Raw genomic sequence first — 14,940 nt, forward strand, 5'->3', positions numbered from 1 at the left:
GCCGCCCCCGGCGCGCCGCCCCGCGCCCCGCCCAAAAGATGCTAACTCCGGCCCCCCTTCGCGCACCGGTGTTTACCCCCGGGGGCGGGGGGCTCGGCCCCCCGCCCCGGTGTCGGTTACGGGGGGTTTTCGGGTGACATCGGCGGATTCACAGGAGTTCTTCGCGCTGTTCGGCGCCGAGCGGCGGCCGGACCCGTACCCGCACTACCGGAGCTGGCGCGAGCGCCATCCGGTGGCGGCCGTCGCCGAGCGGATGTTCGTGGTCAGCGGCTTCGCGGAGGCCACGCAGGTGCTGCGCGACCCGGCGTTCGGCCACCCGGAACCCGAGTACCTGGATCCGGCGGACCGCCTCCCGGACCAGCCGGTCGACGAAGCGGGACGCGTGGTCCGGGGGTTCCTGTCGCTGAACCCGCCGGACCACACCCGCCTGCGCCGGCTGGTGGCGAAGGCGTTCACGCCGCGGATGGTGGAGCAGCTCACCCCGCGCATCGAGGAGATCGCGGCGGAGTTGCTCGACCGCGCGCCGGTCGAATGCGACCTCATGACGTCGCTCGCGAAGCCGTTGCCGGTCGAGGTGATCGCGGAACTGCTCGGCGTGCCGCTGGACGACCGCGAGCGGTTCGCGGAGTGGTCGCACGCGATGGCGCGGGCGCTGGACCCCCCGCTCCTGCAGCACCCGGGCACGGCCGAGCCGGCGATCAAGGCCCGCCAATCGTTCGTGGCGTACTTCCGTGCGCTGGCGGCCGAGCGGCGCCGCGAGCCGGGCGAGGACCTGTTGTCGGCACTGGTGGCGGTCTCGGACGCGGGGGACGTCCTCAGCGAGGGCGAGCTGCTGGTGACGCTGACGCTCCTGCTGATCGCCGGCCACGAGACGACGACGAACCTGATCGGCAACGGCGTCCTGGCGTTGCTGAGCGGCCCGGAGGGTTTGAAGCCGCTGGGCACGGAGGGCGAGAACGCGGCGCGGGTGCTGGAGGAGGTGCTGCGCTACGACTCCCCGGTCCAGCTGACGGCCCGCACGGCCCTGCGCGACACCACGCTGGCCGGACTGGAGGTACCGGAGAACAGCCAGCTGATCGTCCTGATCGGAGCGGCCAACCACGACCCGGCAACGGGACCGTCGCCGGACACGTTCGACCCGGCACGCGAGCCGGGGCGGCACCTGGCGTTCGGCCAGGGCATCCACTTCTGCCTGGGGGCACCGCTGGCCCGGTTGGAGGCCCGGATCGCGTTCCGCGAGCTGGCCCGCCGCCGCCCGGACCTGAGCCTGGCGGCCGACCCGGCCTGGAACCCGACGACGACCTTGCGTGGCTTGTCGACCTTGCCGGTGACCAACGGCAGTTAGGACGAGCGTGCTGCCGCCCGCGGTGCCGTAGGCGGCTTCGAGCGCCCGGCCACCACGCCGACGCCGGTTCGAGGGACCGCGCCAGCCGCGGTCCCTCGAATAGCGGAGAGGGGCATGATTCCGCCGGCCTCGCATCAGCGTGGCGAGCGCCCGGGCCGGCCCACCAGCGCTTTCTCGGCGGCGAGCGGCCCCCAGCTTCCCGCGTCACGCCACCCGCCGGATCGGTTTCGCCGGCTGGTGCGGCTTCAGCAGCGCGAACCGCTCGCACCGCCACCCCGTCGGCGTCCGCGTGAACCGCGCCGCCAACGCGAACGACCGGCCGTCCGCCTCCACGCGGGCACACGCCTCGACCACCTCCGGGGCCGGCGTGCACGTGTGGATCGTCTGCGTCCGGTGCCGTGGCCGAGGTCCGCGTGGCCCGCTCAATCCCGCGTACACCTCCGGCGCCACCAGCGCGCGGACCTGCGCCACCGGGCGGCGGCCGTCGTAGGCCTCCAGCAGCATGTTCAGCAGGTGACCCACCTCGCCCGCCTCCGGCTGCCTCGGCTCCGGGCCGCGGGCGCGGTCGTGCTCCCTCGGTGTCACCCCTTGTGGACGGTCCGCGCGGCGGGGCACCTCGCAGTCGGCCAGTGTCCGCAACCGGTGTTCCTCGATCATTTCCTGCCCTCCCTGACTCGGCTTTCGCTTAGAGGCCGGAACGGGCCGAAAAAGAACCAGGAATCGCACGATCCGGGCGAAAATCGCCGAAACATGGATTCATGACTGCGGATACGGTAAGCCGACCACTCGGCGCGACACGCTTCACCGCCACGGCTATGGTGTGCCGGGTGCTGAAAGGGCTGTTGGTCGATTTCGCCGGAGTTCTCACCGATCCCGACGCCGGCCGGTTCTACGAATACCTGGCGGCCGCACGCGAGCGCGGCGTCCGCACCGCGCTGCTGTCCAACGCCCCCGGTGCGTCGGACGAGGTCAAGAACACCATGTTCGACTATTTCGACGCCCTGGTGTTTTCCGGTGAGGTCGGCGTGGCCAAACCGGACCCGGCCGTCTACCTGATCGCCGCCGACCGGCTCGGGCTGCCCGTCGCGCGCTGCGCGTTCGTCGACGACTCCGCGACGAACATCCGCGGCGCCGTCCAGGCGGGCATGGTCGGCGTCCACCACCGGTCGGTCAGCGAAACGCTCGACGAGCTCGCCGTGCTGTTCCCCGCGGGGTAGCGGTCAGCGCGCGCGGCGGACCAGCTCGAACGACACCACCGCGGCGGCCGCCGAGACGTTCAGCGACTCGACCTCGCCCGGCATCGGGATCGACAGCCACTCGGTGACGAGCTCGCCGACCTCCGGCCCGACCCCGGCCGTCTCGCCGCCGAGGACGAACGCCGCGCGCTGCGGCAGGTCGACGTCGAACACCGTCGTGCGCGCCGACGCGCCCAGCGCGTAGAGCCCGTAGCCGGCTTCGGTGAGCTGCTCCGCCGCCTCGCGCGCCGAGCCGCACCGCAGCACCGGAGCGCGGAACGCCACCCCGGCCGAAGCCTTGACCACCAGCGGGTCCAGCGCCGCGACGCCGCGCCGCGGCACGATCACGCCCTCCAGCCCGGCCGCGGTCGCCGTCCGCAGGATCATGCCGACGTTGGCGGGTGTGGTGATGCCGTCCAGCAGCAGCACCCGCGCCGGCGGCCGCCGGTCGGCCAGCGCCGCGGAAAGCGCTCGCATCCGCGGGGCGACGACGTCGGCGAGCACGCCCTGGTCCTGCTTGCCGTTGCCGGCGAGGACCTTGACCCGGTGGGCGCTGGCGCGCTGCACCGGCACGCCGGCGGCCTTCGCCGCGCGCTGGATCTCGGCGGCGCCGGGGCCGCGAGCGGTGTCGGCGAGGATCACCTTGTCCACGCGCAGGCCGTCGTCCGCCAGCGCCTCGAGCACCGGCTTCCGGCCGTACACGGTCAGGAAGCGGTCCTTCGGCGAAATCGTCGAGTCATCACCCACACCGGGCAGTCTTTCACTGTGTAAGGATCGGCTCATGCCCGACCGTCTCTCCGCACTGGACGCCTCGTTCCTCTACGTCGAGGACCACGCGACCCCGATGCACGTCGGCGGCGTGGCGATCTTCGAGCGGCCGCGGTCCGGCTTCGGCTACTCGCAGCTGGTCGACCTCATCGGCGGGCGGCTGGCGTACCTGCCGCGGTACCGCCAGCGCGTGCTCGAGGTGCCGGGGCACCTGGCGCGCCCGGTGTGGGTGGACGACGTCGACTTCGACCTCAACTACCACGTCCGGCGCTCGGCGCTGCCCCAGCCGGGCAGCGACGAGCAGCTGTTCGACCTGGTCGCGCGCCTGATGTCGCGGCGGCTGGCGCCGGAGCGGCCGCTCTGGGAGGCGTACTTCATCGAGGGGCTGGCGGGCGACCGGGTGGCGCTCGTCACGAAGACCCACCAGTCCGTTGTGGACGGTGTCGGGACGATCGACCTCGGCCAGATCGTCCTCGACCCGGTGCCGGCCGCGCCGGAGCCGTTCGAGGACATCTGGACGCCGCGCCGCGAGCCGAGCCGCACCCAGCTGGTGCTGGACGCGATCAGCGAGGGCGTCCAGCGGCCGGGCGAGGTGGTGGAGAACGTCCGCTCGGCGGCGAACGACGCGGTCGCGGCGGCGGGCAAGTTCGCCGAAACCGTCGGCGGCGTGGCGTCGACGTTGCGCACGCTGGTGAGCCCGGCGCCCCCGGGACCGCTGAACGTCCGGGTGTCGGGCGGCCGCGTGTTCTCGGTCGTGCGCACGCGGCTGGAGGACTTCCGCAAGATCCGCGCGGCGCACGGCGGCACGGTCAACGATGTCGTCCTCGCGGCGATCACGGGTGCGCTGCGCGAATGGCTGCTTTCACGCGAGGTCCAGCTGACGCCGAACACGACGATCCGCGCGCTGGTGCCCCTGGCGGTCCGCGACGCCGAAACGGCCGAGTTTTCGACACCGGCCCTGGTCGGCAACCAGGTGGCGGCGTACCTGGTGGACCTGCCGGTCGGCGAGCCGAACCCGGTCCTGCGGCTCCAGCACATCGGCCACGCGATGGCCGAGCACCTCGACTCGGGCCGTTCGGTGGCGGCGCGCGGGCTGCTCAAGGTGGGCGGTTTCGCTCCGGCTACGCTCCACTCCCTCGGCGCGCGAGCGGCGGGCTCGCTGTCCGGGCGCATCTTCAACGTCATGGTGACCAATTCACCGGGCCCCCAGGTGCCGATGTACGCGGGAGAGGCCAGACTGGTCGAGATGTTCCCGGTGATGCCGCTGATGCGCACCCAGGCGCTGGCGATCGGGGTGACGTCCTACCACGGCGGCGTCTACTTCGGACTGAACGGCGACCGCAAGGCCGCGTTCGACGTCGACCTGGTGGCCGGGATGATCGAAGAGTCCTTGGAAGAGCTGAAGGGTGCGCACTGGTGAGGGTCTATCTGCCTGCGACCATCGCGATGCTTCGCGACCTCGAGTCATCGGGGGAGTTCCGCGCCCGCAGCGGAACGGCGTTCGCGCTGACGCCGGCGTTGCGCGAGGCGTACGTGAGCGGGTCGGACGAGGAGCTGGAGTACGCGGCCCTGCTGGACGCGGCCCGGGCCTCGCTGCGCTTGATCGCGGCGGAGGAGAAGGGCGAGCCACGCCGGGTGGTGGTGTCGGCGGACGTGTCGAACGTGACGCTGCGCCCGGACCTGGACGCCCCGGTGGTCCGCATCGGCGGCCCGATCCCGATGTCCGCGGTGGCGGCGATCCACGTGGACGCCCCGGAGGCTGCGGAAGCGGTGGCGGCAGCGGCGGCGGTGATCGACGCGGCGGACCTGGGGGACCCGGACGCGGAGTTCACTTTGGGCGATGCCGAGGACCATGAGCTGGCTTGGTATGCGCCGCAGGAGCTGCCGTTTCTGCTGGAGTTGCTGTGAGTTGTCCCCAGGTGGGGTCGCTTGTGGACAGGTGGGCTTGAGCTGCGGTTTTGTCGGGGGTGGGCGGTAGACTGGACTTGGGGACGCCCTCCCCCGGGACAGGGTGGTTTCTGGGGGTTGGTTGCAACACTGCTGCTGGTTGTGGATGGTGTTGAGTAGCTGTGTCATGCGTTCGGCAGGGCTGTCCCAGCCGAGGGTCATCCGGGACCGGTCGTTGAGTCCGACCACCATCGGGGTGGCCATCCGCGGCCTGAGTTGATCCGGACGGGTATGCGGCTGCGGGGCTCCACCGGACATCCAGCCCATCCTGCACGACCGCCGCAACACCGGATCCGCGGCCAGCTTGCCGACCTTCGGCCGGGCCCGCCGGGCCGTGGTCCGCTCATGCGCCGTGTGCGGCTGGTAGGTGCAGTCGGGGTGCTGGTTGCGGGCCAGCTCCCGGGTGATCGTCGACACCGGCCGGCCCAGCTCGGCCGCGATCGCCCGCAGCGACACCCCGGGCTCGCGGACCCGGTCAGCGATCACGACCCGCTCGGCCAGGCTCAGAAACCGCGGCGACACCACCGGCGGTGCCGCAGCCACTGCCGCAGAAGCGGCCGCGGCTGCGGCGGCGGCGCACCAATGTTTCGCGCTCCGGTAGTTGACCCCGACCCGCCGGGCCGCTTCCCGACTGCCAACCCCCGCACCCAACAGCGCAAGTAGGCGATCCGCTCCTCGATCAACGGCCTGCCACGCCGACCTGGACCCCGAACCGCATCCCACGGGGCCCGATCCCGATCTCGTCCGGACATCCGCAACTCCTGAACACTCAGGTGTTGCAACGACCGCTGGAAACCGCCGTGTGGCGGGGGATGTTCTTGGGGCTGAGGGGCAGGCTGCAAAGCGTTCGGCTGGGGGAGCCGCAGTAGCTCCGCGGCGAGCCGCGCATTGCCGCCCAGCTCGAACTTGCAGCCCGCGGCCCTGCCAGCTGAGCCAGCGCCCGTACCCCGTCGTTCCGATCACCGGCACCCAGGCCAGACCGGAACCCGGACGAGACGCGCGAGAACCCGCGACTAGCCAACCTCACCCGCCGGTGGTGGCTGGACCTCCACCGGCTTCCCCCACTCCGAATACCGCGTCGTGATCCTCGCCTCCGATCCCGGCAGGATCGGAGACAAGTCCAGCACGATCTGCACCGGCCGGTGCGTCTCATCCAGCCACAGCTCCACCGGGAACTTCCCGCCCACCTGACCCGCCGCGTCCGCGGGCAAGCCCGCCGGCAGGTCCGTCCCCAACCGCGCCAAATCGAGCTCGATGCGGTAGTGCTCCGCCGCCGCGCCGTCCAGTTGGCCCCGCTCGGCCGCCACTATCGTTCCGGCCGTCCGGATCTCGCGCAGTGTGTGTGCCGGGTCGTTCTGGGCCGCCAGCTGGGTCAAGCTGCCTCCGGCTATCTGGGAAAACGGGTCCGTTCCGTCCGCCGCGACCACCACCCACGGCTTGCCCGCCTCGTCGCGGGACCCCTCCGGCACCTTCGCGTACAGCTTGCCCGTCACCTGCCGCAGCTCCAGCGGCTCGCCGAGCAGGTCCGTCGTCATCACCTGGGCCGTTCCGCCGGCGCCGAAGCGGGCCTGGCCCTGGCCCTTCGAGCGGACCGCGCCCACCGCGACGTCCGTGCCGAACTTCGCCGAGCCGCCGTTCGTCGTGGCCGTCGTCGCCGCGTCCGCCAGTGCCCGGGCGTCGTCGAACGACGGACGGCGCGGGGGGTCGGAACAACCGGCCAACAGGGCGAACAGCAGCAGCACAGCGGCTTTGCGCATGGCGCCAACAAAAACACAGCGGCTCCCCCGACCTCGTTCGGGGGAGCCGCTGCTACTCAGCGTCGTGCGGTCAGCGACCGGCCTGCTTCATCAGCTCGCCGAGGTCGACGACCTGGTCGGCCGGCGGGGCCGCCACGTCGACCTGGGTGCCCCAGTCGCTGTACTTCATCGTGAACTTCGACTCGCCGGCCGGCGCGCCCAGCGCCTGCATCATCGGGCCCTGGTCCATGGTGACCTGCACCGGCAGGTTGTTCTTGTCGAGCCACAGCTCGGCCGGGAGCTTGAGGTCCTTGCCCTTGAGCTTCTCGGTGAGCTGGTCGCGCGCGGCGGCCGGGACCTGGTCGGTGAACTGGTCGATCGCCTTGGCGACGTCGAGCTCGACCACGTAGTGGTTGACCTTCTGGCCGTTCAGCTCGGTCTGGTCGGAGGAGACGATCCGGCCCGTCTTCGAGATCTGCTCGAGCATCTTGCTCGGGTCGCTCTGCTCCGCCGACTTCGACAGCGCGCCGCCCAGTGCCTGCGACAGCGGGTCGTTGCCGTCGGCCGAGATCTTGGCCCACGACTTGTCCGTGCCCATCTGCTGCTGCTGTTCGGCGGGCAGCTTGATGTACATGACCTTGTCGACCATGCGCATCTCGGTGGTCTGGCCGGCCGCGGTGCTGGTCATCGAGAACTTCGTGTTCGCGCCGTCGAACGCCATCGCGCCGGAGGCGGTCAGGGTCTGGCCGCCGGCGGAGCCCTCCATGGTGAACTTCGCCGACTTCGACTTCTCGGTGCCCTGCTTCGCCTCCGACGCCAGCTTGATCGCGTCGGTGAAGGGCGAGGCGAGGCCGTCGGTCTGGCTCTGCCCGCCTGCGGCGGCCGGCTCGGCGGTGCCGGTCGTGGAGCCGCCGCTGCACGCGGTCAGCGTGAGCACCAGCGCGGCGCCCGCCGCGACCAGGGTGGTCTTGCGCATTGTGGTCCCCTCAGGATCGGAGCTCGGGATATCGCCCGAACGGGCGAAGGCTACCGATGGGACGGTGACGGTCGGCGATCGGTTCCCGCGTGCCTCACGGCTCGGTGGTGCGCGTCACTTCGTGGCCGCCGCGCGAGGCCAGCAGGCGCCGCAGCGAAGCGAGCCGTTCGGGGCTCGCCTTCCCCTCGGTCACGACGTCGTCGAGCGCGCAGTCCGGGTCCTCGGGCGGGCCGAGGTGGCCGCAGCCCGACGGGCACTCCTCGGCCGCCTCCGCGAACTCCTCGAAGGCGTCGACGATGTCGTCCGCGGTGACGTGGGCCAGCCCGAACGACCGCACGCCCGGCGTGTCGATCACCCAGCCGCCGTCCGGCAGGGGCAGCGCCACGGCCGCGACGGAGGTGTGCCGCCCCTTGCCGACCGCGCTCACCACGCCGGTGGCCAGCTCGGCGTCCGGCACCAGGCGGTTGACCAATGTCGACTTGCCGACACCGGAGTGGCCGACCAGCGCCGTCACCCGGTCCTTCAGCATCTCCGCGAGACCTTCGGGCTCCTCGTCGAAGCGGGTGACGATGGCCGGGACGTCCAGGCCCGCGTAGCCGGCCAGGAGCTCGTCCGGGCTGGCCAGGTCGGCCTTCGTCAGGCAGAGGACCGGCTCGACGCCACCGGCGTAGCAGGCGACCAGGCAGCGGTCGATGAACCCGGTGCGCGGCGGCGGGTCGGCCAGCGCGGTGACGATCAGCAGGCGCTCGGCGTTCGCGACGACCAGCCGCTCGTAGGGGTCCGTGTCGTCGGCCGTGCGCAACAGCGAGCTGGTGCGCTCGTCGACCCGGACGATCCGGGCGAGCGTGTCCGGCTTGCCGGAGACGTCCCCGACGATGCCGACGCGGTCGCCGACGACCACCGGGGTGCGGCCCATCTCGCGGGCCCGCATCGCGGTGACCACCCGGGCCGGATCGGCGTCGATCGCGCAGGTCCAGCGGCCGCGGTCCTTGCCGATGACCATGGCCGTGACGGCGTCGGCGTGCTCGGGACGGCGCTTGCTGCGGGGCCGGCTGCCCTTGCCCGGACGCACGCGGACGTCGGACTCGTCCAGCTTGCTCCAGTCGTTGCGCGCCAAACCCGTCGTCCTCTCGTGTGCCGGTGCCCACCCGAATGATCCCACGTCGCTCGCCACGGCCCTGGCCAGCGTGTAACGATGGCTCATCCGGTACGAGGAGGCGCTCATGTGCGGCCGCTACGCCGCTACCAAGGACCCGGCGAAGCTGATCGAGGAGTTCGACGCGATCGACCTCACCGAGGGCCACGCGCGGGCGGACCACAACGTGGCGCCGACGAAGAACGTCGTCACGGTCGTCCAGCGCCACCCGCGTGACGAAGACGGCCAGGTCCTCGAGGACGAGCCCGCCGAGCGCTCGCTGCGGATGATGAAGTGGGGCCTGGTGCCGTTCTGGGCCAAGGACCCGTCGGTCGGCTCGCGGATGATCAACACGCGCGCCGAGACGGCCGCCGAGAAGCCCGCTTTCCGCCGCGCGCTGGTGTCGCGCCGCTGCCTGGTGCCCGCCGACGGCTGGTTCGAGTGGCGCCGCACGGGCAAGGAGAAGGAGCCGTTCTACATGACGGAGCCGGACGGCTCGTCGCTCGCGTTCGGCGGCATCTGGGAGAGCTGGCGGCCGAAGGACGACGACAAGGCGTCGCCGCTGATCACGTTCTCGATCATCACGACCGACGCGGCGGGCCAGCTCACCGACGTCCACCACCGGATGCCGCTGATCGTGCCGCGCGACCACTGGGACGGCTGGCTGGACCCGGACCGCGAAGACGTCACCGACCTGCTGGTGCCGACGCCGGAGGACATCGTGGCGTCGCTGGAGCTGCGGCCGGTCTCGACGCGGGTGAACAACGTCCGCAACAACGGGCCCGAGCTGCTGGAGCGGGTCGACCCGGCGCAGGAGAGCGCCCTGTTCGACGCGCCGAAGTCATGACGGCCGTCCCGATCGAGACCGCCTACGGCCCGGCGCGGGTGTACCTGCACTGCGCCGAAGAGGGCGACGCGGTGCTGATGCTCGGCCACGGCGCGGGCGGCGGCCTGGGCGCGAAGGACCTGGTCGCGGTGACGCGCGCGGCCCGGGACGCGGGCGTGCACGTGGCGCTGGTCGAGCAGCCGTACAAGGTGGCGGGCCGCCGCGCACCGGCCCCGGCGAACCAGCTGGACACGGCGTGGCTGACGGTGGCGGACGAGCTGTCGGAGCGCTTCGACGGCCTGCCGTTCGTGTTCGGCGGCCGTTCGTCGGGCGCGCGCGTGGCCTGCCGGACGGCATCGGCCGGGCAGGCGGTGGCGGTGCTCTGCCTGGCGTTCCCGGAGCACCCACCGGGGCGGCCGGAGAAGACGCGTCAGCCGGAGTTCGACGCGGTCGAGGTGCCGACGCTGGTGATCCAGGGGGAGCGGGACCCGTTCGGGCGGCCGAAGCCGGGGCCGCACCAGGAGCTGGTGTTGGTGGACGGGGACCACAGCCTGGGGAAGGACTTGGAGACGGTCTCGCGGGCGGCGACGGAGTGGCTTTCGCGGGTGCTGCGGCCGCTGGCCTGAGTTGTCCACAACAGGGTCGGTTGTCCACAGATTTGCCGCCGGGCCGGTTTTGCGCCCCAGCTCAAACGCGCATTCTTCCTCGCCGCGTTCGCCGTTCTGTCGGATCCGACCAGCCGGGCCTACTACGACCGCAAACGAGCTGAGGGCAAGAAGCACAAGGCTGCACTGATCTGCCTGGCCCGGCGCCGCTGCCACGTGCTCTACGCGATGCTGCGCAACGGCACCTAGTGCCCCCCCGAACCAGCTCCGGCCCCCGCTGCGGCTTGACAACCACATAGGGACGCCCCCGGGACAGGGCGGGGGCTGCGGTGAAGTCTGTGGTTCCACCTTCCACCCCGAAGCCTGATTGTGACTACGGACGGTGGTGCCGGGTCAAGGCGGGAAAGCGTGCCTTGACCCGGCACCACCGTCCGTGTTTTGGCTTCGTATCGGGGTGGGCGGGGAGGTCTGGGTTGGTGTTCCGGTCATGCTCCAGCGTCCTGCTCACACCGATGGGGCACCGGATCACCGCGGTGGCGCTCCTCGCGGGCCTCGGCTGTCGGGCCGCCGCGCGCGGGTAGTCAGTCGTGACCGGTGCGTTCGGTGGACACCTATCCGCAGCTCAGGCCGCGATCGGCGCCACCACGGCACCGGTGAGCCGGATCAGCTCGGCCGGTACCAGCTCGACCTCCAAGCCCCGCCGCCCGGCCGAGCAGAACACCGTTTCGAACTTCGACGCCGTCTCGTCGATCACCACCGGTAGCCGGCTGCGGTGGCCCAGTGGCGAAATCCCGCCCAGCACGTAGCCCGTCGCCCGCTGGGCGGCCGCCGGGTCGGCCATTTTCGCCTTCTTGCCGCCCGCCGCGGCCGCCAGGGCCTTCAGGTCCAGCTGGCCGGTGACCGGCACCACACCCACCGTCAGCTTGCCGTCGACCTCGGCGACCAGTGTCTTGAACACCCGCGCCCGGTCCAGGCCCAGGGCTTCGACGGCTTCCAGCCCGTAGGACTCCGCGCGCGGGTCGTGGTCGTAAGCGTGCAGCGTGTGCGCGACTTTCTGCTTCGACAGCAACGCCGTCGCCGGGGTGCCCTTGCCAGCCATGGCGGAAGTCTAGGGAATGCGCGATCACCCCGATCGGTTGTACCGGACGTGACAACAACGCTCGCCACCACACGCTCACGCAGCCGCCGCCGTCCTGAGGCACCGGCGACCCGCGGCGTGCCCGGTCCCCGCGTAAACTCGGGTCCGCCGTATGCGCGCACGCGCATCGACGCCGAGCGGGAAGGGAACGGTTTGCCGAGCACGCAGAACTCAGCTCCGGAAGAAGCGACCGAGGCCGAGCGCGCCGAGCGCTTCGAGCGGGACGCGATGCCGCTGCTCGACCAGCTGTACTCGGCCGCGATGCGGATGACCCGCAACCCCGCCGATGCCGAGGACCTGGTCCAGGAGACCTACCTGAAGGCGTACGCCGCCTTCGCGTCCTTCAAGGCCGGCACCAACCTCAAGGCCTGGATGTACCGCATCCTGACCAACACCTACATCAACGGCTACCGCAAACGCCAGCGGCAGCCGGTGCAGGCACCCACCGAGGAGATCACCGACTGGCAGATCGCCAAGGCGGAGAGTCACACCTCCAGCGGGCTCCGGTCGGCCGAGGTCGAGGCGATGGACAACCTGCCCGACACCGACGTCAAGGCCGCCCTGCAGAAGCTGCCCGAGGAGTTCCGGCTGGCCGTCTACCTGGCCGATGTCGAGGGCTTCGCGTATAAGGAGATCGCCGAGATCATGGACACGCCCATCGGCACCGTGATGTCCCGTCTGCACCGCGGGCGCGCGCAGCTGCGCGACCTGCTCGCCGACGTCGCGCGTGAGCGCGGCTTCATCCGGGGTGCCAAGGAGGAGGTGGCCGGGCGATGAACGACATGTGCGAGGGCGCGTCCGACAAGGTGCGCTGCGAAGAGGCGCTCGCCGACATCTACCTGCTGCTCGACCGCGAGTGCAGCCCCGAGCGGGACGCCGCGTTGCGCTCCCACATCGAGGACTGCCCGCCGTGCCTCGAGGAGTACGGCATCGACGAGCACATCAAGCAGCTGCTCGCCCGCAAGTGCGGCGGTGACCACGCCCCGGCCGAGCTGAAGAGCCGGCTGCGCGCGTCGATCCGCCAGACGGTCGCCTCGCGTGGCGGTGTCACCGTGGAACGCACCGAGATCACCCTCGAACAGCGCTCCGAATAACGCGCCCGAGCACGACAAAGGCCCCCGCACGATCGTGTGGGGGCCTTTTTGCGTGCCGGCGCCGGCTCAGGAGTTGGGCTTGCCGCCGTGGTTGGCGGCGTTCTTCTTCCGGCTGCGACGCTTGCGGGCGCGCTTCGACATGTTCACTCCTCGTCGTCAAAGCTGGTCAACCTCTCAAGTGTGTCATGACGTCCCGCTCTGGTTGGATGGGGTGCGTGTCCACGCTCGCCGAACTGCTCGCCGACAACACCGGCCTCCCCGGGGAGGCGGCGGACCACCTGCAGACCGTCGTCGCGGAGTGGCAGCTGCTGGCCGACCTCTCGTTCGCCGACTTCCTGCTGTGGGTCCCGGTGAGCGAGGAGCTGCAGCCGGACGGCGGCGACTTCGTCTGCGTCGCGCACGCGCGGCCGACGACGGCGCCGACCGCGCACCCCGAAGACGTCGTCGGCACGCGGTTCACCGTCGAGGAGCACCCGCAGCTGGCGAAGGCCATGCGGGAGGTGCGGATCTGCCGCGAGGAGGACCCGCACTGGTACCGCGACCTGCCGATGCGGCGGGAGGCGATCCCGGTGCGGTTCCACGACGAGGTCATCGCCGTGATGAGCCGCGAGACAAACCTGGCGGCGCCGCGGGTGCCGTCGCCGCTGGAGATCGCGTACCTGGGCAGCGCCGGCGACCTGTGCCAGATGATCGTCGACGGCACGTTCCCGCCGAACGGGACGAACGCGACCGACACACACACGTCACCCCGGGTGGGTGACGGCCTGATCCGGCTCGATTCGAGCGGCACGGTCGTGTTCGCCAGCCCGAACGGGTTGTCCGCGTACCACCGGATGGGGCACGAGTCCGACCTGGTCGGGACCCGGCTGGCGCCGCTCACGCGATCGCTGATCCGCGACCCGTTCGACGCGACCGAGGTGTCCCACCGGATCATCGAGGCCCTCGACGGGAAGCCGTCGAGCCGCACGGAGGCCGATTCGCGTCGCGGCGCCGTCGTGCTGTTCCGCGCGCTGCCGCTGCGGCCGGCCGGGCAGGCGGCGGGCGCGCTGGTGCTGGTCCGCGACGTCACCGAAGTCAAGCGGCGTGACCGTGCGTTGCTGTCCAAGGACGCGACGATCCGGGAGATCCACCACCGGGTGAAGAACAACCTGCAGACGGTGGCGGCCCTGCTGCGGCTGCAGTCCCGGCGGACGACGTCGGAGGAGGCGCGGCTCGCCCTGGCGGAGTCCGTGCGGCGGGTGACGTCGATCGCGCTGGTGCACGAGGCGCTGTCGATCTCGGTGGACGAGCGCGTCGACCTCGACAAGCTGCTCGACAACGTGCTGCCGATGGTCGGCGAGGTCGCCACGGCGGAGTCACAGGTCGGGCTGTCGCGGAAGGGCTCGTTCGGGGTGGTGGTCGCGGAGATCGCGACGCCGCTGGTGATGGTGCTGGCCGAGCTGGTGCAGAACGCGATCGAGCACGCGTTCCCGGCGGGCCGGCCGGGCAAGGTCGAGCTGATCGTGGAGCGCTCGGCCCGCTGGCTGGACGTCGTGATCCGCGACAACGGCCGGGGGCTGCCGGCGGGGTTCTCGCTGGAGCGGTCGGACGGGCTGGGGCTGCAGATCGTGCGGACGCTGGTGGAGTCCGAGCTGCGGGGCTCGCTGTCGCTGCGGAAGGTGCGGTCGGAGACGTCGTCGACCCGCGTGACGGGGACGGAAGCCGCGCTGCGCATCCCGCTGTCCCGCCGCCTCTGAGGATTCGGCGTACTCAGCCGGACGACTCGCGTACCCAGAGGGTCGGTTTGCGTATTTGGCGGGTCGGCTCGTGTGCGCGAATGCGGGACTCGCGTGATTGAGGCCGGGACTCGCGTGATTGGGCGCGGATCCCGTGTGATTGGAGGGGTATCTCGCGTGATTGGGGAGGCATTACGCGTGATTGGAGGGGCGACACGTTGAAGGCCCGGCACCAGGTGCGTGGTGCCGGGCCGTTCAGCGCTTCGCGGGAGGACTTGAAGTCCCGGTGAGGTTTCAGCGCACCCGTTGCCGGGTGGTTTCGCCTCGGTTGTTAAGCTCAAGCCGGGTAGGTATCACCCCAGACGGCGTGGGCACGACGAATGCCCGCCGGGTGAAATTCCTGCTCGGCCTGGGTGGATC

At 71.3% G+C, this 14,940-nt stretch carries 15 protein-coding genes and 2 pseudogenes; 10 read left to right on the forward strand and 7 right to left on the reverse strand.

The genetic code is table 11. The features are described from left to right. Positions 1 to 133: 133 nt before the first annotated feature. On the forward strand, positions 134 to 1,345 hold the full coding sequence (locus tag ABZX11_RS39910) for a cytochrome P450 (protein ID WP_354923456.1): 1,212 nt from the start codon (positions 134 to 136) through the stop codon (positions 1,343 to 1,345). A gap of 204 nt (positions 1,346 to 1,549) precedes the next feature. Here ABZX11_RS39910 and ABZX11_RS39915 read toward each other — a convergent pair whose 3' ends face one another. Then, positions 1,550 to 2,002 (reverse strand): Rv3235 family protein, encoded by a 453-nt coding sequence (locus tag ABZX11_RS39915; RefSeq protein ID WP_303246993.1) that lies wholly within the window; start codon positions 2,000 to 2,002, stop codon positions 1,550 to 1,552. A gap of 185 nt (positions 2,003 to 2,187) precedes the next feature. On the opposite strand from ABZX11_RS39915, the gene ABZX11_RS39920 reads away from it, so the two are divergent. Continuing rightward, positions 2,188 to 2,562 (forward strand): HAD-IA family hydrolase, encoded by a 375-nt coding sequence (locus ABZX11_RS39920; RefSeq protein ID WP_176178168.1) that lies wholly within the window; start codon positions 2,188 to 2,190, stop codon positions 2,560 to 2,562. A gap of 3 nt (positions 2,563 to 2,565) precedes the next feature. Here the strand turns inward: ABZX11_RS39920 and ABZX11_RS39925 are convergent, their stop codons facing one another. Next, complete coding sequence (locus ABZX11_RS39925; protein WP_176175019.1) at positions 2,566 to 3,327, reverse strand: RNA methyltransferase; 762 nt, start codon at positions 3,325 to 3,327, stop codon at positions 2,566 to 2,568. 34 nt (positions 3,328 to 3,361) lie between these two features. Here ABZX11_RS39925 and ABZX11_RS39930 point away from each other — a divergent pair, with 34 nt between their 5' ends. Together ABZX11_RS39930 and ABZX11_RS39935 are read left to right on the forward strand one after the other, a co-directional pair. Beyond that, entirely contained in the window at positions 3,362 to 4,768 is a 1,407-nt protein-coding gene (locus ABZX11_RS39930) for a wax ester/triacylglycerol synthase family O-acyltransferase (protein ID WP_354923461.1), read from the forward strand. Further along, on the forward strand, positions 4,765 to 5,256 hold the full coding sequence (locus ABZX11_RS39935) for a hypothetical protein (RefSeq protein ID WP_354923464.1): 492 nt from the start codon (positions 4,765 to 4,767) through the stop codon (positions 5,254 to 5,256). The genes ABZX11_RS39930 and ABZX11_RS39935 overlap by 4 nt, the downstream gene beginning before the upstream one ends. Positions 5,257 to 5,691: 435 nt before the next feature. Here the strand turns inward: ABZX11_RS39935 and ABZX11_RS39940 are convergent. From ABZX11_RS39940 to rsgA, 4 genes and pseudogenes are all read right to left on the reverse strand, one after another. Then, positions 5,692 to 6,264, reverse strand: a pseudogene (locus ABZX11_RS39940) (helix-turn-helix domain-containing protein); the annotation flags it as partial. Between the two features lie 44 nt (positions 6,265 to 6,308). Continuing rightward, complete coding sequence (locus ABZX11_RS39945; protein WP_354923467.1) at positions 6,309 to 7,052, reverse strand: hypothetical protein; 744 nt, start codon at positions 7,050 to 7,052, stop codon at positions 6,309 to 6,311. A 70-nt stretch (positions 7,053 to 7,122) separates the two neighbouring features. Then, the gene (locus ABZX11_RS39950; RefSeq protein ID WP_354923470.1) at positions 7,123 to 8,007 is read right to left on the reverse strand and encodes a hypothetical protein; all 885 of its coding nucleotides are present in this window, start codon (positions 8,005 to 8,007) and stop codon (positions 7,123 to 7,125) included. A gap of 94 nt (positions 8,008 to 8,101) precedes the next feature. Next, positions 8,102 to 9,124, reverse strand: a complete 1,023-nt coding sequence (rsgA, locus tag ABZX11_RS39955) for a ribosome small subunit-dependent GTPase A (RefSeq protein WP_176175025.1) — start codon at positions 9,122 to 9,124, stop codon at positions 8,102 to 8,104. A 106-nt stretch (positions 9,125 to 9,230) separates the two neighbouring features. Here rsgA and ABZX11_RS39960 point away from each other — a divergent pair, with 106 nt between their 5' ends. From ABZX11_RS39960 to ABZX11_RS39970, 3 genes and pseudogenes are all read left to right on the forward strand, one after another. Further along, entirely contained in the window at positions 9,231 to 9,989 is a 759-nt protein-coding gene (locus ABZX11_RS39960) for an SOS response-associated peptidase (RefSeq protein WP_176175026.1), read from the forward strand. After that, a complete protein-coding gene (locus tag ABZX11_RS39965; RefSeq protein ID WP_176175027.1) occupies positions 9,986 to 10,594 on the forward strand; it encodes an alpha/beta family hydrolase in 609 nt (202 codons plus the stop codon). The genes ABZX11_RS39960 and ABZX11_RS39965 overlap by 4 nt, the downstream gene beginning before the upstream one ends. A gap of 57 nt (positions 10,595 to 10,651) precedes the next feature. Then, positions 10,652 to 10,822 (forward strand): annotated as a pseudogene (locus ABZX11_RS39970) (IS110 family transposase); the annotation flags it as partial. 373 nt (positions 10,823 to 11,195) lie between these two features. Here the strand turns inward: ABZX11_RS39970 and ybaK are convergent. After that, the gene (gene ybaK, locus ABZX11_RS39975; RefSeq protein WP_354923475.1) at positions 11,196 to 11,672 is read right to left on the reverse strand and encodes a Cys-tRNA(Pro) deacylase; all 477 of its coding nucleotides are present in this window, start codon (positions 11,670 to 11,672) and stop codon (positions 11,196 to 11,198) included. Between the two features lie 192 nt (positions 11,673 to 11,864). On the opposite strand from ybaK, the gene ABZX11_RS39980 reads away from it, so the two are divergent. From ABZX11_RS39980 to ABZX11_RS39990, 3 genes are all read left to right on the forward strand, one after another. Next, positions 11,865 to 12,488: a sigma-70 family RNA polymerase sigma factor gene (locus ABZX11_RS39980; protein WP_003059778.1), complete on the forward strand. Its 624-nt coding sequence runs from the start codon at positions 11,865 to 11,867 to the stop codon at positions 12,486 to 12,488. Then, complete coding sequence (rsrA, locus tag ABZX11_RS39985) at positions 12,485 to 12,805, forward strand: mycothiol system anti-sigma-R factor (protein WP_176175029.1); 321 nt, start codon at positions 12,485 to 12,487, stop codon at positions 12,803 to 12,805. The genes ABZX11_RS39980 and rsrA overlap by 4 nt, the downstream gene beginning before the upstream one ends. 215 nt (positions 12,806 to 13,020) lie before the next feature. Continuing rightward, on the forward strand, positions 13,021 to 14,541 hold the full coding sequence (locus tag ABZX11_RS39990) for a PAS domain-containing sensor histidine kinase (protein ID WP_176175030.1): 1,521 nt from the start codon (positions 13,021 to 13,023) through the stop codon (positions 14,539 to 14,541). The last annotated feature ends 399 nt before the right edge of the window (positions 14,542 to 14,940 follow it).

The organism is Amycolatopsis sp. NPDC004169, assembly GCF_040610315.1.
In the GTDB taxonomy this organism is placed as follows: Bacteria; Actinomycetota; Actinomycetes; order Mycobacteriales; family Pseudonocardiaceae; genus Amycolatopsis.